The 24,438-nt window shown below is 67.4% G+C and carries 23 protein-coding genes and 1 pseudogene; 6 read left to right on the top strand and 18 right to left on the bottom strand.

Annotated elements, in window-relative coordinates; translation table 11 throughout:
- Window positions 1-765 carry a hypothetical protein gene (locus ABZX92_RS20420; protein ID WP_355561432.1) on the bottom strand — a complete coding sequence of 255 codons (765 nt, stop codon included), beginning with the start codon at window positions 763-765 and terminating at the stop codon, window positions 1-3.
- A gap of 86 nt (window positions 766-851) precedes the next feature.
- Window positions 852-1,145: a hypothetical protein gene (locus ABZX92_RS20415; protein WP_355561429.1), complete on the bottom strand. Its 294-nt coding sequence runs from the start codon at window positions 1,143-1,145 to the stop codon at window positions 852-854.
- Between the two features lie 211 nt (window positions 1,146-1,356).
- Between ABZX92_RS20415 and edd the strand changes: the two genes are divergently transcribed.
- The 4 genes from edd (at window position 1,357) to ABZX92_RS20395 (ending at window position 7,615) form a co-directional block, all read left to right on the top strand.
- Window positions 1,357-3,231, top strand: coding sequence for a phosphogluconate dehydratase (gene edd / locus ABZX92_RS20410; protein WP_355561426.1), 1,875 nt, complete (start codon window positions 1,357-1,359; stop codon window positions 3,229-3,231).
- Between the two features lie 328 nt (window positions 3,232-3,559).
- The gene (gene eda, locus ABZX92_RS20405) at window positions 3,560-4,207 is read left to right on the top strand and encodes a bifunctional 4-hydroxy-2-oxoglutarate aldolase/2-dehydro-3-deoxy-phosphogluconate aldolase (RefSeq protein ID WP_355561423.1); all 648 of its coding nucleotides are present in this window, start codon (window positions 3,560-3,562) and stop codon (window positions 4,205-4,207) included.
- Window positions 4,208-4,421: 214 nt separating this feature from the next.
- Window positions 4,422-6,380, top strand: a complete 1,959-nt coding sequence (locus tag ABZX92_RS20400; protein ID WP_355561420.1) for a PEP/pyruvate-binding domain-containing protein — start codon at window positions 4,422-4,424, stop codon at window positions 6,378-6,380.
- On the top strand, window positions 6,380-7,615 hold the full coding sequence (locus ABZX92_RS20395) for an MFS transporter (protein ID WP_355561417.1): 1,236 nt from the start codon (window positions 6,380-6,382) through the stop codon (window positions 7,613-7,615). The genes ABZX92_RS20400 and ABZX92_RS20395 overlap by 1 nt, the downstream gene beginning before the upstream one ends.
- Here the strand turns inward: ABZX92_RS20395 and ABZX92_RS20390 are convergent.
- The 3 genes from ABZX92_RS20390 to ABZX92_RS20380 form a co-directional block, all read right to left on the bottom strand.
- A complete protein-coding gene (locus ABZX92_RS20390) occupies window positions 7,575-10,103 on the bottom strand; it encodes a LuxR C-terminal-related transcriptional regulator (protein WP_355561414.1) in 2,529 nt (842 codons plus the stop codon). The genes ABZX92_RS20395 and ABZX92_RS20390 overlap by 41 nt on opposite strands.
- Before the next feature lie 222 nt (window positions 10,104-10,325).
- On the bottom strand, window positions 10,326-10,754 hold the full coding sequence (locus ABZX92_RS20385) for a zf-HC2 domain-containing protein (RefSeq protein WP_355561411.1): 429 nt from the start codon (window positions 10,752-10,754) through the stop codon (window positions 10,326-10,328).
- Between the two features lie 34 nt (window positions 10,755-10,788).
- The gene (locus ABZX92_RS20380) at window positions 10,789-11,316 is read right to left on the bottom strand and encodes a sigma-70 family RNA polymerase sigma factor (protein WP_355561408.1); all 528 of its coding nucleotides are present in this window, start codon (window positions 11,314-11,316) and stop codon (window positions 10,789-10,791) included.
- Between the two features lie 258 nt (window positions 11,317-11,574).
- Between ABZX92_RS20380 and ABZX92_RS20375 the strand changes: the two genes are divergently transcribed.
- Window positions 11,575-12,804 carry a DUF4142 domain-containing protein gene (locus ABZX92_RS20375; protein WP_355561406.1) on the top strand — a complete coding sequence of 410 codons (1,230 nt, stop codon included), beginning with the start codon at window positions 11,575-11,577 and terminating at the stop codon, window positions 12,802-12,804.
- Between the two features lie 151 nt (window positions 12,805-12,955).
- Here ABZX92_RS20375 and ABZX92_RS20370 read toward each other — a convergent pair whose 3' ends face one another.
- The 4 genes from ABZX92_RS20370 to ABZX92_RS20355 form a co-directional block, all read right to left on the bottom strand.
- Entirely contained in the window at window positions 12,956-13,348 is a 393-nt protein-coding gene (locus ABZX92_RS20370) for a hypothetical protein (protein WP_355561403.1), read from the bottom strand.
- Window positions 13,349-13,416: 68 nt separating this feature from the next.
- A complete protein-coding gene (locus tag ABZX92_RS20365) occupies window positions 13,417-14,454 on the bottom strand; it encodes an AAA family ATPase (RefSeq protein ID WP_355561400.1) in 1,038 nt (345 codons plus the stop codon).
- A 76-nt stretch (window positions 14,455-14,530) separates the two neighbouring features.
- Entirely contained in the window at window positions 14,531-15,298 is a 768-nt protein-coding gene (locus tag ABZX92_RS20360; RefSeq protein ID WP_355561397.1) for an RNA ligase family protein, read from the bottom strand.
- Window positions 15,299-15,339: 41 nt separating this feature from the next.
- A complete protein-coding gene (locus ABZX92_RS20355; RefSeq protein WP_355561394.1) occupies window positions 15,340-16,089 on the bottom strand; it encodes a hypothetical protein in 750 nt (249 codons plus the stop codon).
- A 186-nt stretch (window positions 16,090-16,275) separates the two neighbouring features.
- Between ABZX92_RS20355 and ABZX92_RS20350 the strand changes: the two genes are divergently transcribed.
- Window positions 16,276-17,079, top strand: a complete 804-nt coding sequence (locus ABZX92_RS20350; protein ID WP_355561392.1) for a serine protease — start codon at window positions 16,276-16,278, stop codon at window positions 17,077-17,079.
- Window positions 17,080-17,139: 60 nt separating this feature from the next.
- On the opposite strand, the gene ABZX92_RS20345 is transcribed toward ABZX92_RS20350, so the two are convergent.
- The 9 genes and pseudogenes from ABZX92_RS20345 to ABZX92_RS20305 form a co-directional block, all read right to left on the bottom strand.
- Window positions 17,140-17,940, bottom strand: a complete 801-nt coding sequence (locus ABZX92_RS20345; RefSeq protein WP_355561390.1) for an alpha/beta hydrolase — start codon at window positions 17,938-17,940, stop codon at window positions 17,140-17,142.
- Window positions 17,941-18,065: 125 nt separating this feature from the next.
- Window positions 18,066-18,518 (bottom strand): MarR family transcriptional regulator, encoded by a 453-nt coding sequence (locus ABZX92_RS20340; RefSeq protein ID WP_355561387.1) that lies wholly within the window; start codon window positions 18,516-18,518, stop codon window positions 18,066-18,068.
- 28 nt (window positions 18,519-18,546) lie between these two features.
- Entirely contained in the window at window positions 18,547-18,843 is a 297-nt protein-coding gene (locus ABZX92_RS20335; protein WP_355561385.1) for a nucleotidyltransferase family protein, read from the bottom strand.
- Window positions 18,844-18,941: 98 nt separating this feature from the next.
- Window positions 18,942-19,088, bottom strand: a pseudogene (locus ABZX92_RS20330) (nucleotidyltransferase family protein); the annotation flags it as partial.
- A 195-nt stretch (window positions 19,089-19,283) separates the two neighbouring features.
- Entirely contained in the window at window positions 19,284-19,793 is a 510-nt protein-coding gene (locus ABZX92_RS20325; protein ID WP_355561382.1) for a regulatory protein RecX, read from the bottom strand.
- A 12-nt stretch (window positions 19,794-19,805) separates the two neighbouring features.
- Window positions 19,806-20,852 carry a recombinase RecA gene (gene recA, locus ABZX92_RS20320; RefSeq protein ID WP_045309366.1) on the bottom strand — a complete coding sequence of 349 codons (1,047 nt, stop codon included), beginning with the start codon at window positions 20,850-20,852 and terminating at the stop codon, window positions 19,806-19,808.
- A gap of 147 nt (window positions 20,853-20,999) precedes the next feature.
- Window positions 21,000-21,194, bottom strand: coding sequence for a DUF3046 domain-containing protein (locus ABZX92_RS20315; protein ID WP_045309365.1), 195 nt, complete (start codon window positions 21,192-21,194; stop codon window positions 21,000-21,002).
- A 9-nt stretch (window positions 21,195-21,203) separates the two neighbouring features.
- Window positions 21,204-22,454, bottom strand: a complete 1,251-nt coding sequence (locus tag ABZX92_RS20310; RefSeq protein WP_355561379.1) for an MFS transporter — start codon at window positions 22,452-22,454, stop codon at window positions 21,204-21,206.
- A gap of 53 nt (window positions 22,455-22,507) precedes the next feature.
- Complete coding sequence (locus ABZX92_RS20305; protein ID WP_355561377.1) at window positions 22,508-24,358, bottom strand: Hsp70 family protein; 1,851 nt, start codon at window positions 24,356-24,358, stop codon at window positions 22,508-22,510.
- Between the last annotated feature and the right edge of the window lie 80 nt (window positions 24,359-24,438).

Raw genomic sequence — 24,438 nt, 5'->3', positions numbered from 1 at the left:
TTAGTTGATGAAGCGGAGGTCGGAGATCGTTCCCGAGGCGACCAGCGCGACGTACAGGTCGGTGAGGCAGACGAAGATCAGCGAAGCCCACGCCAGCAGCATGTGCCGGTTGTTCAGCTTGGAGATCTGCGTCCACATCCAGTACCGGACCGGGTGTTTGGAGAAGTGCTTGAGCCGCCCGCCCGCGATGTGGCGGCACGAGTGGCAGGACAGCGTGTACGCGCCGAGCAGCGCGACGTTGGCCAGCAGGATGATGTTGCCGAGGCCGAGCCCGGTGCCGAACGCGAGGATCGCGTCGTAGATGTTGATCAGCAGCAGGATCGAGGCCGCGTAGAAGAAGTAGCGGTGCAGGTTCTGCGCGATCAGCGGGAACCTGGTCTCACCGGTGTACTTGCTGTGCGGCTCGGCCACGGCGCACGCGGGCGGCGACGCCCAGGCGGCCCGGTAGTAGGCCTTGCGGTAGTAGTAGCAGGTGATCCGGAATCCCAGCAGGAACGGGATGATGATCACCGGCGGGGTCAGGAAGCCCGGTAGCGCCGGGAACCACTGGCCGAAGTGCGATGCCGCGGGGAGGCACTCCTCGGTGAGGCACGGGGAGTACATCGGTGTGAGGTAGTGGTACTGGTCGACCCAGTAGTAGTCCCCCTGGAACGTGCGGAACGCCGCGTAGATCGAGATGAGCAGCAGGCCGACGAACGTCGTCAGCGGTGGCAGCCACCATCGGTCCGTGCGCAGAGTCCTGGCGGCGATCTCTGCCCTCGCCATTACTCACCTTTCTGGGGGTCCACGTCGTTGTGGAAGAAACGCCGAACGGCCCCCGCGTCAGGCGGGGGCCGTGTGATCAGGTCGGCTCAGGATCGGTTGCGGTAGCCACCGAGTCCTTCGTCGTCTGCGTCCTTCCAGAGCGACTCGTCGTAGGGCGTGTCGGGCACGACCACGACCTCGCGTTCCACTTGAGGCGCTTCCCGCTGCCTCGGTGTGGTGCCGAGATCGACGAGTTCGGTGGCGTCGATGTCCATGCGTTCTACGTCGTTGGCAAGGCGTTGCACCGAGGCCACATCGCCGTACTTGGCGCGCAGCGAGCTGACGCAGTGCCGCATCTGACCGATGACCCGTCGTAGTTCGACGATCTCCGTGGACGTCATGGGGACACCTCCGTTCCAAGGTCGTGCCCCGCACTCTGCCCAATCTCAAGCCATGTGACAAGCACCACACGCCAAGATTCAAAACTGGTGCCGTCCCAGTTACTGAATCGTTTTTGTGTCGGCGACCTGCAATGACTTACTGTGTGTGGCGTCACGCCCGTCCGTGGGACGCCACCGTTGTCGTCTCGAAAGGGCCCCACCACGGCCCGTGATGACCCGGAGACCCACCATGAGCGAACTGCATCCCGTACTGACAGAGGTGACACGCAGGATTGCCGCCCGCAGCGCGGACACCCGTCGTGTGTACCTCGAACGTGTGGCCGCAGCCGCGCAGGACGGCACGTCCCGGTCCGGCTTCGCGTGCAGCAACCTGGCGCACGGCTTCGCCGGGATCACCGGCGGCGACAAGGCGGCCCTGCGCGCGCTGCGCAAGTCGAACGTCGCGATCGTCTCGTCCTACAACGACATGCTGTCGGCCCACCAGCCGTTCCAGGAGTACCCGGCCTGGATCAAGGACGCCGTGCGCGAGGTCGGCGGCGTGTCCCAGTTCGCGGGCGGTGTGCCCGCGATGTGCGACGGCATCACCCAGGGCCGTGACGGCATGGAGCTGTCGCTGTTCAGCCGCGACGTCATCGCCATGTCCACCGGTGTGGCTTTGTCGCACGAGATGTTCGACGCCGCCGTGCTGCTGGGCGTCTGCGACAAGATCGTGCCCGGTTTGCTGATCGGCGCGCTGTCGTTCGGCCACCTGCCGTCGATCCTGGTGCCCGCGGGTCCGATGGCGTCCGGCCTGTCGAACAAGGAGAAGGCCCGCGTCCGGCAGCTCTACGCCGAGGGCAAGGCCTCGCGCGAGGATTTGCTGGAGGCCGAGGCCGCCTCGTACCACTCCCCCGGCACCTGCACGTTCTACGGCACCGCGAACTCGAACCAGATGGTCGTCGAGGTCATGGGCCTGCACCTGCCGGGCGCGTCCTTCGTCCCGCCCGGTACTGGTCTGCGTCGTGCGCTGACCGAGCACGCCGGCCGTCGCGCCGTCGAGATGGCCCGCGGCGAGGGCTACACCCCGATCGCGCACATCGTCGACGAGAAGGCCGTGGTCAACGGTGTGGTCGCGTTGCTGGCCACCGGTGGCTCGACGAACCACACGATGCACCTGGTCGCCATCGCCGCCGCCGCGGGCATCGAGCTGAGCTGGGACGACCTGAACGACCTGTCCGCCGTGGTGCCGTTGATCGCGCGGGTCTACCCGAACGGCAGCGCCGACATCAACCACTTCCAGGCCGCAGGTGGCGTCCAGTTCGTGGTCGGCACGCTGCTCGACGCCGGTCTGCTGCACGCCGACGTCAACACCGTGGTCGGTCATGGCCTGGACCGCTACCGCCAGGAACCGATGCTGCTCGACGGCTCGCTGGTCTGGGTCGACGGCCCCGGCCGCTCCCTGGACCTCGACGTCCTGCGCCCCGCTTCCGAGCCGTTCGCAGCCGACGGCGGCCTGCGCATGCTGTCGGGCAACCTGGGCCGCTCGGTCATCAAGGTCTCCGCGGTGGCTTCCGAGAACCACGTCGTCGAAGCCCCGGCCCGCGTGTTCACCACGCAGGAGGCGTTCCAGGAGGCCTTCAAGGCGGGCGAGCTCGACCGCGACGTGGTCGTCGTCGTCCGGCAGCAGGGACCCCAGGCCAACGGCATGCCCGAGCTCCACAAGCTGACGCCGCCGCTGGGTGTGCTGATGGACCGCGGCTACAAGGTCGCCCTCGTCACCGACGGCCGCATGTCCGGCGCTTCGGGCAAGATCCCGGCCGCGATCCAGCTGACCCCGGAAGCCGCCGTCGGTGGCCCGCTCGGCCGGGTCCGCGACGGCGACGTCGTCCGTCTCGACGCCACCACGGGAACTCTGGAGGTCCACGTCTCAGCGGAGGAGCTCGCCTCCCGCCCCCTGGTCGACTTCCCGCCGACCGGTCGCGAATGGGTCGGCACAGGCCGCGAACTGTTCGCCGCCCTCCGCCGCACCGTCGGCCCCGCCGACCGCGGCGCCACCGTGTTCGGCCCCATCACCGCCGACCACTTCGCCCCGGTCACCCACCTCTAACCACCGCCTCAACCAATATATTGCGCTCCACACCGCCCTCCACCCACCGCTGACCTGCCCCTTAGCAATGAGACTTTGGACGACGTCGTCAAAAGACCCATTGCAAAGGGGGCAACGAGGCCCGACCAGCCGCCGCTCGCCCACGTCGTCCGCGCCTCCTCCCCCGCCCGCCTTTGCAATGAGTCTTTTGACTTCGTCCGCAAACGTTTTTTGCATCCGAGGGTGGTAAGCAGGCGGTGGACGGGATGCGTGCGGCGGAACCCGGCACCAGCGTGCCGATATGCGATATATCAGTTTGCGATCTTCATGACGTGCAAGGAGTGACACCGTGACCAACGGCGACCAGCCCAGGGCGACCACCGGAGCCGACCTGCTCGCGCTCTCGCCCGTCATCCCCGTCGTCGTGGTGGACGACGCCGACCACGCGGTGCCGCTCGCCCAGGCGCTGCTGCGCGGCGGCATTCGCGTCATCGAACTGACGCTGCGCACCCCGGCCGCGCTCGCCGCGATCGAGAACGTCGCGCGCGAGGTGCCGGAGATCGTGATCGGCGCGGGCACCGTCACGGCGCCGGAGCACGCCGAACAGGCCACGAAGGCCGGGGCGGCGTTCCTCGTCACGCCCGGCACTACCGACCGGGTGCTCGACGCCGCCGACGCGACCGGGCTGCCGTACCTGCCGGGCGCGGCCACCGTGTCCGAGGTGATGCGGCTGGCGGAGCGCGGGCTCAACGCGCTCAAGTTCTTCCCCGCCGAGGCGGCGGGCGGTGTCGACTACCTGAAGTCGATCGGTGGACCGATTCCGCACATCAGGTTCTGCCCGACCGGCGGCATCACGCCGCAGACCGCGCCGACCTACCTCGCGCTGCCGAACGTCGGCTGCGTCGGCGGCTCGTGGCTGGCCCCCAAGGACGCGCTCAAGTCCGGCGACTGGGACCGCATCGAGACCCTCGCCCGTGAGGCCACCGCGCTCGGGTAACCGAGATCACCATCCGGGATCTTCTCCCGCATGCCAGGACCGGCGTCCCACCCCGTTGGATCGTTCACCCGAGGGGAGGTGACGCCGGTCTCCTATTAACGGAAGTTTAAGGGAAAGTGAATCGACTTCCAACCAATTGAGATTTCAACAGGAATAAAGCCTATCTCCCAGGTGTCACACTTGCTCGTTGCAATGACGCACGAGAGGAGCAGGTGTGACTGTCCAGGAAGCCGACGTCGCGGGGTTGGTCGGGGAGCAGCTGACTATGTCGGCTTTCAACCAGCTTTCCGGCAGTCTGGGTGGTTATTCCTTCGTCAAGGTGGTCCTCGACCGTCAGAACGAGACGATCCACTTCCTGAACAACGCGCGCCACGAGTTCCACGCGATCTACATCGGCCAGGAGATCCTGGGCATGGCCGAGCAGGAGATGCGAGCGCGCATCGACGAGTTCAACCAGAGCTTCTACCACGCCTCTGACCGGCGGTTCTTCCTCGGCATCCTGTCGCTGCACAAGCGCGAGGACAAGCGCATGTTCTCGCTGGAGACGGTCGAGGTCGACACCATGTCGGCGGACATGATCGAGTTCTTCTACGCCGAGGTGCGGCGCAACGTCGACGCCGCGACCCCGTTGTTCTTCAAGCCCGCCAACCACCTCCAGGAACAGGAGGTGGCGGAGCTGCCGGTGGAAAGGCTTCCACGGATCCTGGCGCACGAATTGTTCTCCACGGCCGAGTTCGTGGCGTTGAATCCCGGGACGACGAAGGGCCGGTTGCGCGCATTTCGCACCGAGCAGGAGTACCGGGAGAACTCGCTGGAGTGGTTCGACATCGTGGTGATGCACCGCGTTCCGGACGACATTCCGCGGCTGGCCGGCATCATCAACGCGAGCCACACCACTCCCCTGTCGCACACGAACGTCCTGGCGACCGGCTGGTCCATCCCGAACGCCATCCAGCTCGGTGCGTTCGACCTCATCGACCGGGAGAACCTGGACGGCCAGTGGGTCGAGTACGAGGTGTCGCCGAAGAGCGCGAGCGTCGGGCTGCGGCTGATCGACGAACCGCAGGACCTCGGCCAGCGTCCCGCCTGGTACGCCCAGCGCGTCACGATCGAGGAGCCCGAGGACACCTACAACCCGATCCTCAACCTCGCCAAGATCCGCTACAACGACAGCCACCGCTACGGCACCAAGGCCGCGAACCTCGGCGAGCTGCATCACGTGCTCGCTGAGGAGTCGCGCCGCATGCTCGGCTTCTTCTCGGTCCCGCGCCCGCCCCGCGACAACCTCCTGCCGTACCTGGCGAAGCTGCTCGACACCGACGGCGACCTGCTCGCCGCCTCCCAGCAGCTGCTCGCCGAACGGGTCCGGGTGCCGCGCGGCGTCGCGCTGCCGTTCTCGATGCACCAGGGCTTCCTGGAGTCGTCGCCGAAGATCCAGCAGGCCATCGGCAAGCTGAAGATGGCCCTGGAGCTCAACGCCCGCGAGATCGAGCCGTTGTGCGTAGAGCTGCAGCGGCTGATCCGCAAGACCCGCGTGCCGGACTACCTGCTGTCCGAACTGGACAGTGCGCTGTGCGAGAACCTGGCCGGGGTCCGGACGTTCGTGGTGCGCAGCTCGTCGAACGCCGAGGACCTCGCCGGTTTCTCCGCCGCGGGCATCTACGAGTCGTACAACCACGTCACCAGCGCCGAGAAGATCGTGGAGTCGGTCAAGGAGGTCTGGGCCTCGCTGGTGTCCGCACGCAGCGTTCGACTGCGCCAGCAAGCAGGCATCTCGCTGGACGACTGCTTCATGGGCGTCGTGGTCCAGGAGCAGGTCCAGGCGGACTTCGGCGGTGTCATGGTCACCACGAACCCCATGAACCGCACCGACTTCCGCAACGTCTACATCAACGTCTCGCCGAACGTCACCGACGTCGTCGAGGGCTCGAAGCAGCCGATGCAGTACCTCTACTCCACGGTGGAGGGCGGCGGCCGCACGGTCTCCCTCGGAGACGCGAAGGAAGACCTCGGTACCAAGGCCCAGGCGCAGCTGCAACGGCTCGCGATCGTCGGACGGTTGCTGCAGTCGCACTTCTCGCCGGACTACACGTTCGACTCGCCCGTCGACATCGAGTGGCTCGCCACCGACGAGATCCTCTACGTCCTGCAGCTGCGGCCGTACTCGATCTGATGCTGGGACTTCGCGTACCGGCGACTCCGGATGTGGCGCGGGCCGTCCGCCTGACGTACGGCTTCCAGTTCTTCTTCGGGCTGCTGCTGTGGATCCCGATCTTCTACGAGTACCAGAAGCAGCTCGGGATGAGCGACGCCGAGATCTTCGGCATCCAGTCGATCTACTACATCGCGTTCTGCCTCATGGAGATTCCGACCGGCATGGTCGCGGACCGCTTCGACTACCGCACGTCGTTGTGGCTCGGCGCGAGCGTGCTGGTGGGCGCGAACCTGGTGCCGGTCTTCGCCGGCAACTACACCGGGTTCCTGATCCACTTCCTGCTGATCGCGCTCGCCAGGTCGCTGATCTCGGGCGCCCAGAGCGCGTACCTGTACGAATATCTCAACGCGCACGACGCAGGGCACCTCTACCTCAAGGTCGAGGGCGTCGGCCGGTCGTACAGCCTGGTCGGCAAGATCGTGTACTGGCCGGTGATCGGTCTGCTGATGCAGTGGAACATGCCGTCGCCGTACTGGCTCACCGCGATCAACGCCGCGATCGCCGTGGTGCTCGCGCTGAAGCTTCCGCCGATTCCGGGCTGGAAGAGGCCGGAGGGCAAGACGTCCAAGCTGCTCGCGGGAGTGGGCGGCGCGTTCAGCTCGCTCAAGACCTCGCGCTGGCTGCTGCTGCTCATGGTCCAGGGCATCGCGATGTTCACGCTCGTGCGGATCCTGCAGGTGAACCTGTTCCAGCCGGTGCTCGAGTCGAAGCACGTCTCGGTCAACTGGTACGGCTCGGTGCTCGCCGCGATGACGATCTTCGAGGCGATCGCCGCCGCCCGGCCGCACTGGCTGTCGAAGAAGATCGGGCCCGCGAAGTCGGTGTTCCTGCTGACGATCGTGATGGCGTTGTCGATCGGCTTCATCGTGCCGTCCGGCGGCATCCTGACGATCGTGTTGCTGTGCCTGTTCTCCGTGACGGCGGGCATGAGCTTCCCCATCCAGAAGAAGCTCCTCAACGACGCGATCCCGGACTCCCGTTACCGCGCAACTCTTCTGTCCATGGAGTCCATCATGGACCGTGCCGTGTGCGCGGTCGTCGCGGTCGCACTCGGCGCCTACCTCGCCGGCGGGCAGCTCAACGAGTTCCTGGTGCTGTCGTCGGCGGTCAGCGTGATCCTGATGGCGTTGCTGGCAGGCCTGCTGATCGTCGTCAGGACCACAAGGCGGCGACGAGCTCAGCTCGTCCCGTGATGCCGAGCTTGCGGTAGGCGCTCGACAGGTGCAGCTCCACCGTGCGGCGGGTCAGGTGCAGGGTCTCGGCGATCTGCCGGTTCGTCAGACCCTGCGCCGCCATCCGCGCGACCCGGTTCTCCTGCTTGGTCAGGCCTTGCACCTGATCGTCCTCGTCGCGCACCTCGTCGCCCGCGAGCTTGGCCAGCGGGTGCGCGCTGAGACGACGCGCGAGTTCGAACGCGCGGCGCAGGTGCGGGGCCGCCGCGTCGGTGCGTCCCTTGCGGCGCAGGTGATGCCCGAGCCAGTACAACGACTGGGCGTGCAGCAACCGGTGCGGTGAGGAGGCGAGCAGCTGTTCTGCCTCCGTCAGGACATCGATGTCGTCGGTGCTGATGCCGACGCTCATCAACGCGGTCCCGACAACGCGTGTGGAACCCCACCGCTTGGCCAGATCCAGCTCCTCGTGCGCGAGTCGTGCCGCGTCGTCCTTGTTGCCCAGCGCCAAATACGCGCGCACTGCGTGGTGCCGCCACGCCACCAGCGCGGGGTTCGGCATCTCCCGTTCCGCGAGCCGCCGGCCGGCCTCCAGCAGGTCCTCCAACGCGCCCTCCGCGTGGCACGACGCGAGCTTCAGCCGGCCACGGGCGTAGACGACGTTGATGTGCTGCAACAGATCGCCGTCCTCGGCGACGAGCGGGGCGGCCTCGTCGAACTGCCCCATCTCGATGCACACCTCGGCGAGCTTCGCCATGGCCAGCAGGACGGCGGGGCAGTCGGCGTTGCCCGTGGAGACCGGCGGCGTCAGGAACGTGTACGCGCGGGCGAGATCACCGCTGTTGTGGAACGCGGCGGCACGGGCGACCATGCTCAGCATCCCGCGGCGCAGGTGCGGGTCGTAGGAGACCGGCGCGGTGCTGTGCGAGAGCCAGAACTTGTTGATGTGCTCCGGGTTGTCGGCGAGCACCGGCACCAGGAACGTGAACAGGTAGGGCTCGCCGAACACGTCGACCCACTCGCCGTCGAGTGCCTCCAGCGCGTGCTCGACGGCTTCGGCGGACGAGTCACCGCTGCGGGCGTTGCCGACCGCGAGCAACGCCTGCCGCGCGCGCCGCAGGCTCGGGTCCTGCGGGATGTCGCCGATGAGGTCGTCGTAGTACTTGCCCGCGCAGTTGGCCATCCGCGCGTCGCGGTTGGCGGCGAGGAGATACGTGGTGCAGACGAGGTTCCAGACCAGGTCGCGGTCCTCCGGCAGCAACCGGGCGACGACCATGATCGCCAGCGACACCGCGAAGTGCGCGTCGGAGCCCGTGCACATGTTCTGGATCAACGACAGGGCTGCGTTCGCGGCGAGGTGCGGGTCCTCGCAGGCGGTCAGCGCGTCGCGGACCCGGTCGCGCCCTTCCCGGTTGTCCGCGAGGTGTTCGGCGTGGCCGAGCTCGACCTCGATGGACAGGCGGTCCTCATCGGACAGATGTTCGTCCAATGCCCGTTCCAGGTGCTCGACGCCACCGACCTCCCGCAACAGGTCGACCGACCACGGCAGGCGGACGGACCGGGCCTTCAGCACGTGCTCGGCGACGCGTTCGTCGGGGGCGTCGGACTCGAACAGCAGCCAGGCTGCACGGGCGTGCGCGGCGGACCGGACGGCGATCGGCATGTCGGCGAGGATGCTGTTGCGCACGAACGGGTAGCGGAACGTCAGCGGGTCGGTGTCGGCGAGCACGCCGAGCCGGACGAGCGTGTCGACGGCGGGCAGCGCGTCGAAGCCGGTCAGCGCGGACAGCAGGTCCAGGCCGGCGTCACCGTTCAGCACGGCGGCGGAGCGGGCGACCTCGGCGGCGCCGGTGTACTCGCGCAGCCGCATGCCGATCATCTCGCCGACCGCGGCCGAGCCCTCGCCTTCCTCACGTAGCAAGGCTTGTAGCAGATAGGGGTTGCCGCCGGTGAGCTCGTGACAGCGCTGTGGATCTCGATCGGTCAGCTGGGCGATCGCCGCGACGTCGAGGCCGTCGAGGTCGATGCGGTGCGGGTGGGCGCCGGCGATCTCGGGCAGCGTCACCTCGTCCGTGGAGAGGTAGCCCTGGGAGGCACCGAGAGCGATGACGACCGGCATGCCCTGCATCCGCGGCCGCAGGTAGGCGAGCGCGCGTTTGGAGAACGTGTCGGCGACGTGAACGTCGTCGATGACCATCAGGATCGGTGCCTTGCGCGCGGAGTTCGCGGCGCGTGCGTACAGCTCTTCGAGGTCATGTTCGTTGGCGAGGCATGGGGCGAGCTGACGTACTACGGCCCCCGGTAAGTGACTCTCCAGCCGGGCGCTCTTGGCCAGGCGGACGGTGAACCCGCGGCCTCTGGCCTCGGCCGTGAACGCGTCCAGCAGCGCGGACTTGCCGATGCCGAAGCCTCCGGTGACGACCACGCACGAGGCCGTTCCTTGCACTGCGTCGTCCAGCAAACGTCCGAGAGCTGCGAGTTCCGCGTCCCGGCCGAGCAGTGGAGATGTCACCTCTACCTACCCCTGCCTTCGGTACCGAGAGGACCACAGGTCAAACGTTTCGGTGTTCCTTCGGTGAGGACCGTAGAGACCTGCGCTTCGTCGTCGGGCAAACTTACCCACAGGTAACGGTTAACGGAACTGTGAGCTGTTCGGGAGAACGCGATGATCTGGGCGAGGCTGGTGAGCGGATGGCTCCGCCTGGCCTGCGCGCTCATCGGGTCACCGGTCGCTTCATACATGCCTGAACAGCGGAAACGGCTCACCGTGAGCAGACTCCGCACGCGTCAGGGTGCCGGCTTCGACGGGATCGACGGTGTTCGCGGACAACGACTCCACGACCGTCAGCACCGCGGCGATGGCCACCACGACGCCCGCCGCCAGCATCAGGATGCCGCGGGTGACGTGACCCGCGATGTGACACCTGCGGTGCCCGGCAGGTGGATGGACGACCTGACGCAGCACCGGCGCGAACATGCCGAAGTCAGCCGCGTCATGCCGGCAGCTCTCGCACCCGGCTAGGTGCCGGGAGAAGATCACGTGCTGGGCGGGGTCGAGCACCCCGAGCACATACGCCGCAACATCACCGCACGGCCCGTCGGGGCTCGTGCGGTTTTCGGTGTCTTCTCCTGGGTCTGCGGCTCCTGGTCCCACTACGTACACGTGCTCGTGATGTGGTTGACGGGTCACCATCCCGCTAGCTCCTGTCCTGCAGCGCCCGGCGGATCGTGTGCATGGCCTTGTACAGCCGGGACTTGACGGTTCCTTCTGGAACTCCGAGAACGATCGCCGCCTCCTTCACAGTTCGTCCCATGACATACGTTTCGTAGATGGCTGAACGGTGTTCATCACTCAATTGGCGTACTACATCAGTAATGACCATTACGGAAAGTGTCTGTTCTGTGTCGTCCGGAGATTCGGCGATGTCCGGACGAAGCAATTCCACTTCCTGTGGCCGCGCCTGGCGACTGCGCCATCCGTCGATCACAATGCGACGAGCCACAGTACAAAGCCACCCGCGCAACATCCCCGGTTCACGAACAAGGTGCGCGGAGTTCTGCCAAGCCCTGATCAACGTCTCCTGGACGACATCTTCTGTCCATTGACGGTCGTAGTTGGTCAGACACAGGACCTGCGAGAACAGCATCCGCTGGAACTGCCCGTAGAGGAGCGTGAGCAATTCGTCGTCCTGGTGGGCTTGTGCGACCCTGCCCTGATCAACCATGAAGCTTGCGACCTCCCCAGATATCGGCGACGGCTTCGCTTCGGGCGGCAGGCCTAGCGACTCGGTGGCCGAGTGGAATCCTTCGCATCCTACATCGTGAACACGAAATCCTCTCGGGTACGTAAATCCGGCCTCAATGGTTCGCAAGTTCCGCTGTGATCCACGTCACATAGGCATCTTCGCATGTCCCGTGAACTACGGCTCCACCTGCGCGTATTACCTTCGAAGGCAGCTCGATCGCGGGGAGGAACGGGCACTATGCGTCACCGGTTGGGCACGCTGGGGCAGCACGCAGCGCTGTTTGCCGTCTTGTCGGCTGTATTTCTGGGAGCGCTCATCGGAGCAGTTCCGGCAAATGCGCAGTCGACCGACGTGCAACCCTCGGAACGCTCTTTCATGGTATCTCTGCGCCAAGCGAACTCTTGGCTCGTGCCAATCAGCAAAGAGGCTCCGGCACGTACCACGAATGCGGGTATCAGCAACGCCGGAAGGGACATCTTCGAAGGACATTCTCGACTCGACGTCGATCTGCTGAAAGCCGCCGGCGAACTAGGCGTGGTGCTGCCGAACGACGTGAGCAGTGAACACCAGTCACTCATCAACGAGATGGCAGAACGCACCGGCGACAACCACGACCGCGCCTACGCGACGATCGTGCGCCAGACCCAGGGCGGGCTTCTCGTAATGGCCGTGCAAACGCGAGCCACCACGCAGAACACCACAATTCGCACGCTGGCCCACCAAACCGTTCAAATGCTCATCCGCACGATGACGGTCCTCGAGAACACTGGACTGGTCGACCCGTCGGCGCTGGAATTGGTGGCGGTCAAGGCACAGGTGAACGCGGTTCGCGTCATCGGCCAGAACATCGAACCGTCGGACCGGGAATTGCTCGTGCTGCTCACCCAGCATTCGCTGTGGCAGAAACCGGCGAGCCGCGAGAGCTCCGACCGGGCCCGGGACGCGAAGGTCCGCAAGGTCGCGGGCCAGCTCGCCGCCGAACACACCCAGCTCGTCTCGGCGGTCACGGAGGCGGCCTCGCAGATCGGCGTCGACCTGCCGACCGAACCGACCACCGAGCAGAAGTCGTGGGCGAACGCCATCTCGTCGAGTTCCGGCGACGAGCTCGACCGCATGTACGCGAACCTGTCCCGCGCCGCCGACGGTTCCCTGATCACTCAGGTCGCCCGGGCCCGCGCGACGACCAAGAGCGTCCCCGCGCGCATCGCCGCTCAAACCGGTCTGACGCTCCTGCTCAAGCACATGCTCCTGCTGGAGGGCACCGGCCTGGTGAAGTCGAACTCCCTGCAGATGACGGACATCCCCGCCATCACCCAGAAACAGCCCATCGCCAGCCCACCCGCACAGCCCGACGACTCCCCCACGAGCATCGGCTTCATCACCGGGATCATCGTCCTGGTCGTCGCCGCCGCGGGCACCCTCTGGCTGGTCCGAGCCGTCGGCCACCACGGCGAACACCGCCGCTAGCCGCCTGCCCACCAACTGATATATCGGCTGCGCAGCCCTCGCCACCCGATATATCACCCACCGCCTGCCGCCTTAGCAATGAGTTTTTTGACGACGTCGTCCAAAGAGTCATTGCTAAGGCGCAGGTCGGCGGGGTGCTGGGTTGACATAATCAGGGTGAGAGGCGAAACGTGCCGAGGACCTCGATGGTGGCGGGTCCGGTGGTGCCCCCGGCCGAGCGGGTGTCGCGGACGACGGCGACGTGGTCGGCGTCGGGTGGAGCGGGGACGACGACGGTCAGCACGCGCGGCGCGTCCGAACTGATATATGGATCTCGGGGAAAGGTTTCGACGTTGCTGCCGAGGCCTGCCCGGACCGGCACGCGGCTGAGGGTCCGGCCGCCGTGGTCGCGGACCTCGACGTAGTCACCGGCGTCTCGAGGAGTGTGACTCTCGCGGAAGAGCCCGACGGTCGCGTTGACCGGATGCTGCTCCAACAGCCGGACGCCGTCCGAGGTGAACTCGAAGATGAGGCGGACGGATCTGGTCAGCGGAACGTCGGTCATGGCGAGTGCCTCCGGAGGGTCACAGGGGTCCCTTGTATGAGGCATCGCGGCCGGCGCTGAGTACGTGTCTAGGTTTGTGCCGTGTCCACCCGTTCGACGGCGTGCGCCTCGGTGACGTCGACCGCTTCCCACTTGTCGATCAGCCGATCGATCACCGCGGCCGGCACCGGTTCCGGGCGGGCGCGGTTGCGCGAGTGGATCACCGATTGAGGAGCTTCGAGGCCGACGAGCGTGATCCGGGCGCGGTAGTCGGCGGCGAGGCCGATGCAGCGGTCGCGCAGCTGGCGGGAGATGTTGGTCGCGTTCCAGACGAACCGTTCTCCCGCACGAAGCAGCACCCGCGCTTCCTCGAACGCTGCGGCTGCTACCGCGCGTTGGTCGCCGTCGGGCGCGATGCCGAGCCGGGAGCGCACGGAGTCGAGGCTGACGACCGGCCAGCCTGGACGATGAGCGGCTGTCCAGTGGTCCTTGCCGACCCCCGGCAGACCGGACAGCACGGTCACCTCGACGCGCGTGTCGTCGTAAGCGGCGTAGTCCGGGTCGCGGCCGGGCGTGCGGAAGTACTGGAACCGGGCGTGGTCGGACGGGAAGAGACGCGGACGGTCGAGACACGAACGTTCGCGGCAGTACTCCTCGAACAGCGCGATGTTCTCCAGCACCGACTCGGCGTCACCGCAGATCCGGCCGAGGATGTCGGCGCGGGCGAGCGTCGCGAGGTCGTCGTTGCGAGCGACCAGGCTCACCCGGAACGCGATCTGGTCGAGGTCGGGACGTTCCAGCGCCCAGAACGGAACCTGGTGGTGGCGCACCAGGGCCGCGATCTGCTCGCGCCACGCGATCGGGCGGCCCATCTCCCACAACAGCTTGCGCGCCAGGAGATCCCCGGCGCGCGAGTGGCCGTGGGCGGTGACGCGGCCGTCGTCGATCTGGGTGCGGAACGGCTTCGCCACGTCGTGGAGCAGCACCGTCGCGAACAGGCGCACGCGGTCGGGCTCTGGACGTGCGCGCCACTCCGGCAACGAGACGAGCGCCTCACACGCCATCCGGGTGTGCGTGGCGACGTCGCCTTCCGCGTGGTGGATCGGGTCCTGAGGCACGCCTTCCATTGCACGCACCCATGGGAACGCCGCGCGGACGGCGTCCCAGTCGAGAGTCCACTGTGGACCGATGGGGCAGAGTGATTCAAACACCGGACACCGCCCGGTTCGGCAGGATCGGGCGGTCCTGCCAGTGGCTGCCCGAGTCCAGCACGGCGGTGAGGAACGTCGGCCGCACCCACTTGTAGCGCTCGACGGTGCGGCCGTTCTCCTCCACCTTGATGTAGAGGCCTTCCATGTGGTCGTCGGAATCCGTTTCCGCGACAACGGCTTCCGCGTCCTGCCCCGCCGCCAGCGCCGCCTCGACCAGCGCGTCACGCCACGCAGCGGTGCGGCAGGTGGACGGGCCGATCAGCGAAGTCAGGTCCTTCAACGTCCGCAACGGGCCCTCGTGCAGCACGGGCACGGACACCACCGGCGTTCCGGCGAGCACGCGGCGGCGTTCCGGTGTGGACAGGAAGTCACCCGTCTCGCGGTCGAGCAGGTCGAACTCGCAGAAGTGGTGCGGCAGCGCGTCGTAGAACACGGTGTGCTTGGCGTAGAGCCATTCCCCGTAGAGGACGAAGCGCGTGCCGAGCCGCTCCCAGAGCACGCTCTGGTGCGTCGCGGCCCATGCCTTCAACGGCGCGAACTGGCGCTCGCGCGGTCCGCCGGTCAGGAAATGGCCGCGTGACTGCAACTTCAGCGTGCCTGAGGAGTCGAAGCTGATGCCGGCGTTGGCACCGTCGAGCTTCTCCTCGACGACGAGGTGCCGTCCCGCGATCGCGCGGAACGGCACCTGGTCGAGGTCCTCGTCGCCCGGTTGCAGGCGCGAGCCCTCCAGATGGGGCGTTCGCGGGTACTTGCGCAACATGCCCTACTTGTAACCCGTCCGAGCGCCCGCTCGCGAACGGTTTACGCCTGACCGACGAACGCGGCCTTGTCGGAGTTGAAGCTCGGCTCGAACACCAGCTGCATCTCACCGGGCTGCTTGCCGACGGAGTACGCGACGTCGTAGGTGTAGGTCTTGCCGGGCAACACGGTCGTCGTGTCGAACGTGCTGCCGCACCCGCTGCTGTCGAAGATCCGCTCCGCCTGCTGCCCGTTGAACTGCGCGTCGTTGCCGATCGTCAGCAGCGCGGTCTCGAACGCCGCGCTGGTGCCGTTGGTGATGGTGACCTTGAACTTCACCGCGCGGGCGATGTTCGCCGGCGCCGCGTACTGGCCGGGCGTGCACGCGACCGGCGCGGCGACCTCGACCGAGAGGCCGTTCTCCCACGTGTACCGCTCGCCCCAGGTCGGCGGCTTGACGAGCGCCTCCTGTTTCGGGGGCTCCGCACCGGTCTGGTTCGTGGTGCCGTTGAGGATGTTGTCGAGCTCCTTCACCGCGGCCTGCTGGGCCACCACCGTGAAGACGATCGCGGCGACGCAAAGGACGACACCGATCACGGCGAGGACCTTGCGCGTACCGAACAACCCGATCACACCGAGCACGAGTCCGACGAACGCGGCGATGGCGGTGAGGTTGTTGAGGAAGATGACCCACGAGCAGACGACACCGACGATCCCGAGGATCACCGCCGCCCACGCGAGCGCGCCGAACCGTGTGGGCTTCTGCGGTGCGACCGGAGGCGGGGTGTATACGGGCTGGGTCGGATAGGTCATCACGGCTCCTGGCGGTTGCGATGTGTGACCACCACGTCGATTGGTCCGCTTGGCCCGTTAGCGCCGTACTCGGGCGCCACTCGATCGAGTTACTCACGGCACGTCAGCCGACTTCCGTCGGTAGCGAGGTAGATACGATCCGTACAGGCTTGGCGCTGGATGCCATCCCTGAAAGGAACCCTGCACATGGCACGACGACTCGTCGTAACCCTGCTCGCGGCGATCGCCGCACTAGGCGTGACGACGGCACCCGCCCAGGCCGCCGTCGACTTCGCCGGAACCGTGGCACTCAGCAACTGCTCCGGCTCGCTCGTCCGCCTGCCCAGCTCAGCTCCCGCGGACAAGGCGCTCATGCTCACGAACGGCCACTGCTACCAGCTCATGAAGGCGAACCTGGCCGTCGTCGACCGGCCCGAGAGGCGCTCGGTCAAGCTGCTCAACAGTGCCGGTTCCGGCACCGTGGCGACGCTGACCACCGCCAAGCTCCTCTACGCGACGATGACCGGCACCGACGCCGCGTTCTACCAGCTCGACCAGACGTACGAGCAGATCCAGCAGCAGTACGGGATTCGCGCACTGGAGCTGTCGGCCTCGCACCCCGTGGCCAAGACCGACATCCGCGTCGTCTCCGGCTACTGGAAGCGGATCTACTCCTGCCAGGTCGACGGTTTCGTTTACCAGCTCAAGGAAGCCGACTGGACCTGGCGCGACTCGATCCGCTACACGCCGTCGTGCAACACCATCGGCGGCACCTCGGGTTCGCCGATCATCGACAACGTGAGCGGCAAGGTCGTCGGCATCAACAACACCGGCAACGAGAGCGGCGGCCGCTGCACGATGAACAACCCGTGCGAGGTCGACGCCGCAGGCAAGGTCACCGTCCGCAAGGGCATCAACTACGGCCAGCAGACGTTCGACTTCGTCTCGTGCTTCGGCCCCGGCACGAAGCTGAACCTGGCGCTGCCGGGCTGCAAGGTGACGAAGCCGTAGCGTTCTCCGGACAAGGCGAAAGCCGGGGCGCCCCTGCTGCGCCCCGGCTTTCTGCTTCTACTAACGCGCCGCGCGGACAATCAGGTCGGCCACGGTTTCCGGCTGAGACACGGCGACCGAGTGCGAGGCGTTGCGGACCTCGACGACAGCCTTGGCGTAGGCGCGCTCGGCCATCCACTTCTGGGCCGCGACGGGGATGTTCTTGTCCTTGCCCGCCACCACGAAGTACGACGGGATCTGGTGCCACGCGGGCTCGCCGGCCTTCTCGGTCAGCGCGGTGTCGTTGACCGGCCGCTGCGTCGCCGCCGCCAGCGTCGCGTCCTTGCGGGAGACGTCGGCCGCGAACTGCTGCCAGTACTTGTCCTGCTGGATCACCAGGTCCTTGGTGCCGTCGCCGATGTCGATGGTCGACAGCGTGTCGCCGAGAGTGCTGCCGGGGAACTTGTTCGAGAGTTCCAGCGCGCTCTCGCCCTTCTCCGGTGCGAAGGCCGCGACGTAGACGAGCGACTTCACGTTCGGGTTGCCCAGGGCCGCCTCGGACTGGACCATGCCGCCGTAGGAGTGCCCGGCGAGCACGATCGGCCCGTCGATCGAGGCGAGCACCTTGCGCAGGTATGTCGCGTCACCGGTGAGCGAGCGCAGCGGGTTCGCCACCGCGACGACCGGGAATCCCTTGCGCTGTAGGCGTTCCACGACACCGTTCCAGCTGGATGCGTCCGCGAACGCGCCGTGCACCAGCACGACGGTCGGCTTCTTGGCACCGGACTTCTCGGTCTCCTCCGAGGCTCCGGCACCCGACGGGACAACAGCAGCCAGCGCCAGCAGGGTCCCAAGAACGGCGAACACCTTACGAACTCGCATTGCTCTCTCACTCTCTCGTCGGGCACCGTGGTGGCGGTGCATCGCGCTCGATTAGGTCGTGCACGATGTAAGTTACCCGACGAGGTACCTCGTGCGCGATGTAATTCAGGTCACTCGATAGGTGACTAGCGCTCGGCGCCGTGCTTGACCCGGTGCAACGCCTTGCGGAGGACGGCGATCTCGTCGTTGGTCATGCCGAGCGCCTCACCGAGCTTGCTGGTCATCTCGCCGCCGATCCACTGCAGGTCACGACCCTTGTCGGTGAGCTGCACGAGCACGGACCGTTCGTCGTCGGGATGCGTGACGCGCACCAGCAGCCCGCTCTTCTCCAGCCGCTTGATCAACGGCGACAGCGTGCTGTACTCGAGGTCGAGCTCGTGGACGAGCTCCCGGATCGGCCGCGAGTCGCGCTCCCACAGCAGCAGCATCACCAGGAACTGCGGGTAGGTGATGCCGGCCTTGTCCAAGATCGGGCGGTAGAAGCCCGTGACCGCTCGCGACGTCGTGTACAGGTCGAAGCAGAGCAGGTCGGAGACGGTGGGAATGGTCTCGGACGGCGCGTCGGGAGTGGTGCTCACGACACCAGACTACTCGCGCACGATGTAATCAGCCGCCCTCGGCGACCGGCACCGGCCAGGGCAACACGGTGAGCTCGGGCCATTGTTCGCGCCACCGCAGGGTTTTCGCCTCGTACACACTGCGCGGGGCGAGCACGGGGTTCGGGCGGACGACGAGGTTGAACACGTCCGCAAGGCCGTGCGGCGCGTAGATCCACCACCTGTCCGCTGCGCCGAGCCGGACGCCGACGCAGCACGTCGTGGCCGCGAAGGAGTCGATGGCCGCTTCGGTGGAGGTGTGGGGCTCGCAGGGAACTCCGAAGCGGTCCTCGTACCAGAGGTGCACGCGGGCCTCGTTGCGGATCTCGACCTGCCCCGCAGATCGCGGAACGCGCGTTCGCCGGCCTGGACGACCTCGTTCTCGGCGTCCCAGCCGAGATCGGAGTCGTCGAAGTAGAACAGGTCGTAGTCCTTGATGCCCGCTGCTGGTGGCCGGTCGGTGACGACGTTCCACACCGTCTGGAACACGCACCCGGCGGTCAGGTACCAGCCGGGAAGGTCGAGCTTCGCGGCGCGGTGCAGGACCTCCATCAGCAGCTCGTTGCGGACGAGGATCGCTCGCAGGGCGTCGACCTGTTCGTCCACCGGAAGCCGGCCGAGCGGCAGACCTGACACCGGCACCAGCGACGCCCTTTCGTGCAACCCTTGCGCGCCAACGCACCCACCATGCGGCACCCCGGGCTGTTACCGCGGTGGCGACCACACGGCCGAGCCACAAACCCTGGCCTAGGACCAGGGCTCGTCCAGCGCCGACGCCTCGTCACCGGCAGCCCGGAGCTCGTCGCGCACCACGCGATACGCGAGACCCTCGGCGTATCCCTTGCGCGCCAACGCACCCACCAGGCGGCGGATCTTGGTCGTCTCGTCCACCCCGGACAGCGCGCGGAGACGTTTGCGGACCAGCTCGCGGGCCCGCTCCTCCTCCGCATCGCCGTCGACCGCGGCGACGGCCTCGGCCACCACCTCGTCAGCGACGCCCTTGCGGCGCAGCTCCATCGCGAGGGCACGACGGCCCAGGCCGTTGTAGGTGTGCCGGGAGCGCACCCACATCTCGGCGAACTGCGCGTCGTCGATCAGACCGGCGCGATCGAACTTGCCGAGGACGACCTCGGCGGCACCGGCGCTGATCCCCTTGCGCAGCAACGCGTCGTACAGTTCCTGCCGGGATCGGGCCCGAGCGGTGAGCAGCGCGTAGCAGATGTCGCGTGCCTTGCGCTGCTCCTCAGCCTCGTCCAAACCAGGAACCTCTTAGAACTCGACCGGAGCGGCGGGAACCGTCTCGTCAGCGTCGAGGGTGGCGCCGATGCCGAGCTTGTCCTTGATGCGCTTCTCGACCTCGTTCGCGATGTCCGGGTTGTCCAGCAGGAACTTGCGGGCGTTCTCCTTGCCCTGGCCCAGCTGGTCGCCCTCGTAGGTGTACCAGGCACCCGACTTGCGCAGGATGCCCTGGTCGACGCCCATGTCGATGAGCGAGCCCTCGCGGCTGACGCCCTTGCCGTAGAGGATGTCGAACTCGGCCTGCTTGAACGGCGGCGCGACCTTGTTCTTCACGACCTTGACCCTGGTGCGGTTGCCGACGGGCTCGCCGCCGTCCTTCAGGGTCTCGATGCGGCGCACGTCCAGACGCACGGAGGCGTAGAACTTCAGCGCCTTACCACCGGTCGTGGTCTCCGGGGAGCCGAACATCACGCCGATCTTCTCGCGCAGCTGGTTGATGAAGATCGCGGTCGTGTTGGACGCGCTGAGCGCACCCGTGATCTTGCGCAGCGCCTGGCTCATCAGGCGGGCCTGCAGACCGACGTGGTTGTCGCCCATCTCGCCCTCGATCTCGGCGCGCGGCACGAGGGCGGCGACCGAGTCGATGACCAGGATGTCGAGCGCGCCGGAGCGGACGAGCATGTCCGCGATCTCCAGCGCCTGCTCACCGGTGTCGGGCTGGGAGACCAGCAGCGCGTCGGTGTCGACGCCCAGCTTCTTCGCGTACTCGGGGTCGAGCGCGTGCTCGGCGTCGATGAACGCCGCGATGCCGCCGGCCTTCTGCGCGTTCGCCACGGCGTGCAGCGCCACGGTCGTCTTACCCGACGACTCCGGACCGTAGATCTCGACGACCCGGCCGCGCGGCAGGCCACCGATGCCGAGCGCCACGTCCAGGGCGATCGCGCCGGTCGGGATCACGGCGATCGGGGCACGGCCCTCTTCACCGAGGCGCATCACGGAGCCCTTGCCGAACTGCTTGTCGATCTGCGCCAGGGCCAGCTCGAGCGCCTTGTCCCGGTCGGGTGCTGCGGGTGCCATCTTGGGTCCACCTTTTGTCGTCTGCCGTTGCTTCGTCATGTTGGACCTGACGCTACTGGCGGGGTCTGACAATTCTGCGAAGCCGGGGGTCGGGGCCACTGTAGCCGAACACGTGTTCGAGCACACGTGACACTCCGAACCGCGGGCTCAGCGTCGATTTTCCGGAACTTCGAACGCGTCGCAGACCGCGACCCAGACCTCTTTGGCGCCGATTCCCGCCTCCAACGCGTCGTCGGCGGTACGTCCTCCCAGCGACGACAGCACGTGGTCGCGGGCGATCATCTCGGCCCTGACCTGGCCGAACTCCCCCGCCATGAGTTTGCGGAACATGGTGATGCGCACCGCAAGACCCTAACGAACGGGCTTTCGCAGCGACGCGAAGAGGCACACCACGAGCAACGGCAGCGCGGTGAACCCGACGATCAGCCCGAGCGCCGCGTACGACCACGCCGTCACGACGATCCCGGACACCGCGCCACCAACGGCCCCGCCGACGTTCATCACCAGATCGGACAGCCCCTGCGCGGCGGGCCGATCTTCGACCCGCACGGATTCGGTGAGCAACGCGGACCCGGACACCAGCCCCGCGGACCAGCCGAACCCGAGCAGCACCAGCCCCGCGGCGAGCTGCGGAGCGTCGTGCGACGGCGCCATCCCGGCGATCCCGGACGCCGCCACCACCAGCGACGCGCCGATCGCGAGCACCGGCACCCGCCCCAGCCGGTCCGCCATCCACCCGAACAACGGGCTCGCGGCGTACATCGCGGCCACGTGCAGGCTGATCACCACGCCGACCACGCGCAACGACGACCCGGCGTGGTTCATGTGCACCGGTGTCATCGACATCAGCCCGACCATCGCGGTGTGGCACAACATCACTCCAACGAGTGCAAGTCGTGCCATCGGCCCGAGCGCTCCCCAGATCTTCAGACCACCTGGAGTGCCACCGCCGGTGCAGTGCGGAGATTCAACCGGCCGAGTGCTTCTCACGACCACGAGCGGGTCCGGCCGCAGCCCGAACTGGATCACCAGCACCGCGGCGCCGAGCACCACGGCGGCAAGCAGGAACGGCCCGACACCCACGGGCAGACCGAGAAGAGCCGCGAGCCGTCCAGCGGGATCAGCCAGGTTCGGCCCGATGATCGCGCCGATCATCGCCGCCCACACCACCCGCGAGAGCTCGCGCGCACGCCGTTGTGGATCCGCCAGATCCGTTGCGGCATAACGAGCCGCGTAGTTCGCGCTGGAGGCCCCTCCGAACAGGAGCAGCCCTACCAACAACACGGGCCACACCCCGGCACCCACGGCGACAGCGGCGATCACGGCACCGAGCGCGCCCATGCTGTAGCCGAGGATCAACGCGGGACGACGCCCACGCCGTTGCGCCAGACGCGCACCGGGTAAGGCGAGCAGCGCGGCACCGGCGACGGCCGCGGTCTGGGCGAGCCCGCCGACGGCATCGGACCCGGACAGCGACGCGGCGATCAGCGTGCTGATCGCGAGGCCGATCGTCACGGCCGCCGACCCCAGGATCTGGGTGCCGGTCAGCACGCGGACGACCTTGCGCTGCACGCGTTCGACCTGCGGCGCGACGGTCACCATGATCGCGATGGTGGCACGCGGGACCCGCGCGCCGACAGGTCCATCAGGGGCGCTTACTCACCCGGTTGAACGGTCCGCTCGAAGAAATCGGCGATTTCGTCCGGCTTGAGCTCGTTCGCGTTCTCCTCGGCGTTCTTGGTGAGGATGCCGAACATGGGCCGTCCCTTGGCCGTGAACACCAGCACGCCGGTGCCGCTCGACGTGGCCGCGCGGTAGCTGCCCTCCAGGCCGTTGCCGGTCCAGTCGGCCTCGACGCGGTCGGTCTGGAACGACTTCGCGATGGCCTCGACGTTGTTCTCGGCGCCGGTGACGCTGTCGGTGAGGATGTACTGGACCGCGTAGCCGTCGCGGATCGTGCAGCTCACGACCGTGCCCTTGATCTCCTCCATGCCGGTGATCTGCGCGGAGTCGGCCTTCTCGCAGCCGCCGCCGTCCGGCACGTGGCCCGCGAGCTGGCGCAGGCACTTGGTGAAGCCCTGGCCGTCCTGCGCGGTGTCGTCCTTGCACTCGTCCGCGCTGGGCAGGTCCGGGCCGTTGAACGCGAACACCGCGCCGATGACGAGGGCCAGTGCCACCACCGCGCCGCCGATGCCGAGGAGGACCTTCTTGTTGTCCTTCTTCGGCGGCATCTGCTGCTGCGGGAAGTTCATCGGGTAGCTGCCGCTGACGTTCGGGTTCATCGGGTACTGCGAAGTCAGCTGGTAGGTGCCGCTCGCCGAGTACGGCCCGCTCACGTTCGGGTTCGGGTACGACCCGCTGATCACCGGGTTCGGGCCGCTGACGTGCGGGCCGACCGGGTGCGGGCCGCTGACGGCCGGGCTGACCGGCGCCGTCACCACGGTCGGCGGCTCGACGTAGCGGGGCTTGTCGTCCTCCGGCTTCAGCGTGATCATCGCGCGGTCCACGACCTGCGCGCCGGACGCGACGATCGTCTCCGGGTTGTCCGGGTTGGTCGGGACGATGCCGACCTTCTCCGCGATGACCTGCGCGACCAGCGGCATCCGGCAGGAGCCGCCGACGAGGTAGACGTGCTGCGGCGTGACGCCCGCCTTGTGCACGGTGGTGATGAGGAGCTCGGTGGTGCGGATCAGGCTCGGCCGGATCAGCGCCTCCAGCTCGCCGCGGGTGACGAGGACCTTCTCGAACGGCTCCGGCATCATCACCTCGACCTGAGGCAGCTCGGAGAGGTCCTCCTTGGCGAGGCGCAGCTCCTCGCGCAGGCCGAGCCGGGCGCGGTGGTCGTCCACGGTGACCGGGCGCAGCAACCGCTGCCAGCCGGCCGGGTCCTTGTGCGAGACGCTGCGGCCGATGTGTTCCAGCAGCGCCTGGTCGATGTCGAGGCCGCCGACGTCGCTGAGGCTGCCGTCGGCGAGGATGCGGTGCTCCGAGTCGAGCACGGAGACGTCGAACGTGTCGGCTCCGAAGTCGTAGATCGCGAGCGGGCGGCCACCGCCGAGCGAGGCCACCGCGATGGCCTCGGGAACGGGCACCAGCTCGCCCGTCATGCCGGCGAGCCTGGCCGACGACAGCAGCTTGTTGCGCCTGGTCGGGCCCCATTCCGCCGGGTGCGTCAGGCGGATCTCGTCGAGCGGGGTGTCGCCGAGCAGCGGGGTGACGGCCTCCATCACGCGCGCGTAGATTGCCGCGAGCGCGTCGTTGACCGGCAGGTTCGTCTCGCCGAGCTTGATCGTCGCGGAGTCGATGTGGCGCTTCGGGTTCGCCTCGTAGCGCGACGGGTCCTGGCGCGAACGCCGCTCCGCTTCTTTGCCGACGAGCAGGGTGCCGTCCTCGTCGAGGTAGACGGACGAGGGCATGGTGGGCCCTCCGTCCAGATCCACCACACCGTGGTCGGACAGCACCGCAACCGTGTTGGCGGTGCCCAGGTCGACGGACAGGACGCGCACCGTGCTCCCCTCGCAGGACGTACTGCGGGTGATCGTGCCACAGCGCCCTTCGACAGGTGCTCGGACCTGCACAATCAGAA

Source organism: Lentzea sp. NPDC006480 (genome assembly GCF_040611995.1).
Classification (GTDB): Bacteria; Actinomycetota; Actinomycetes; order Mycobacteriales; family Pseudonocardiaceae; genus Lentzea.
Note: the sequence above shows the minus strand (reverse complement) of the source record. Positions and strands in the feature narration are given on the sequence as shown.

Bases quoted from the DNA above. Each gene is read 5' to 3' on its own strand.
- ABZX92_RS20420 (WP_355561432.1), bottom strand. From the start codon at position 765: ATGGCGAGGGCAGAGATCGCCGCCAGGACTCTGCGCACGGACCGATGG.
- ABZX92_RS20415 (WP_355561429.1), bottom strand. From the start codon at position 1,145: ATGACGTCCACGGAGATCGTCGAACTACGACGGGTCATCGGTCAGATG.
- edd (WP_355561426.1), top strand. From the start codon at position 1,357: ATGACCCGGAGACCCACCATGAGCGAACTGCATCCCGTACTGACAGAG.
- ABZX92_RS20395 (WP_355561417.1), top strand. From the start codon at position 6,380: ATGCTGGGACTTCGCGTACCGGCGACTCCGGATGTGGCGCGGGCCGTC.
- ABZX92_RS20380 (WP_355561408.1), bottom strand. From the start codon at position 11,316: ATGGTTGATCAGGGCAGGGTCGCACAAGCCCACCAGGACGACGAATTG.
- ABZX92_RS20375 (WP_355561406.1), top strand. From the start codon at position 11,575: ATGCGTCACCGGTTGGGCACGCTGGGGCAGCACGCAGCGCTGTTTGCC.
- ABZX92_RS20370 (WP_355561403.1), bottom strand. From the start codon at position 13,348: ATGACCGACGTTCCGCTGACCAGATCCGTCCGCCTCATCTTCGAGTTC.
- ABZX92_RS20365 (WP_355561400.1), bottom strand. From the start codon at position 14,454: ATGGAAGGCGTGCCTCAGGACCCGATCCACCACGCGGAAGGCGACGTC.
- ABZX92_RS20360 (WP_355561397.1), bottom strand. From the start codon at position 15,298: ATGTTGCGCAAGTACCCGCGAACGCCCCATCTGGAGGGCTCGCGCCTG.
- ABZX92_RS20355 (WP_355561394.1), bottom strand. From the start codon at position 16,089: ATGACCTATCCGACCCAGCCCGTATACACCCCGCCTCCGGTCGCACCG.
- ABZX92_RS20350 (WP_355561392.1), top strand. From the start codon at position 16,276: ATGGCACGACGACTCGTCGTAACCCTGCTCGCGGCGATCGCCGCACTA.
- ABZX92_RS20345 (WP_355561390.1), bottom strand. From the start codon at position 17,940: ATGCGAGTTCGTAAGGTGTTCGCCGTTCTTGGGACCCTGCTGGCGCTG.
- recA (WP_045309366.1), bottom strand. From the start codon at position 20,852: ATGGCACCCGCAGCACCCGACCGGGACAAGGCGCTCGAGCTGGCCCTG.
- ABZX92_RS20310 (WP_355561379.1), bottom strand. From the start codon at position 22,454: ATGGTGACCGTCGCGCCGCAGGTCGAACGCGTGCAGCGCAAGGTCGTC.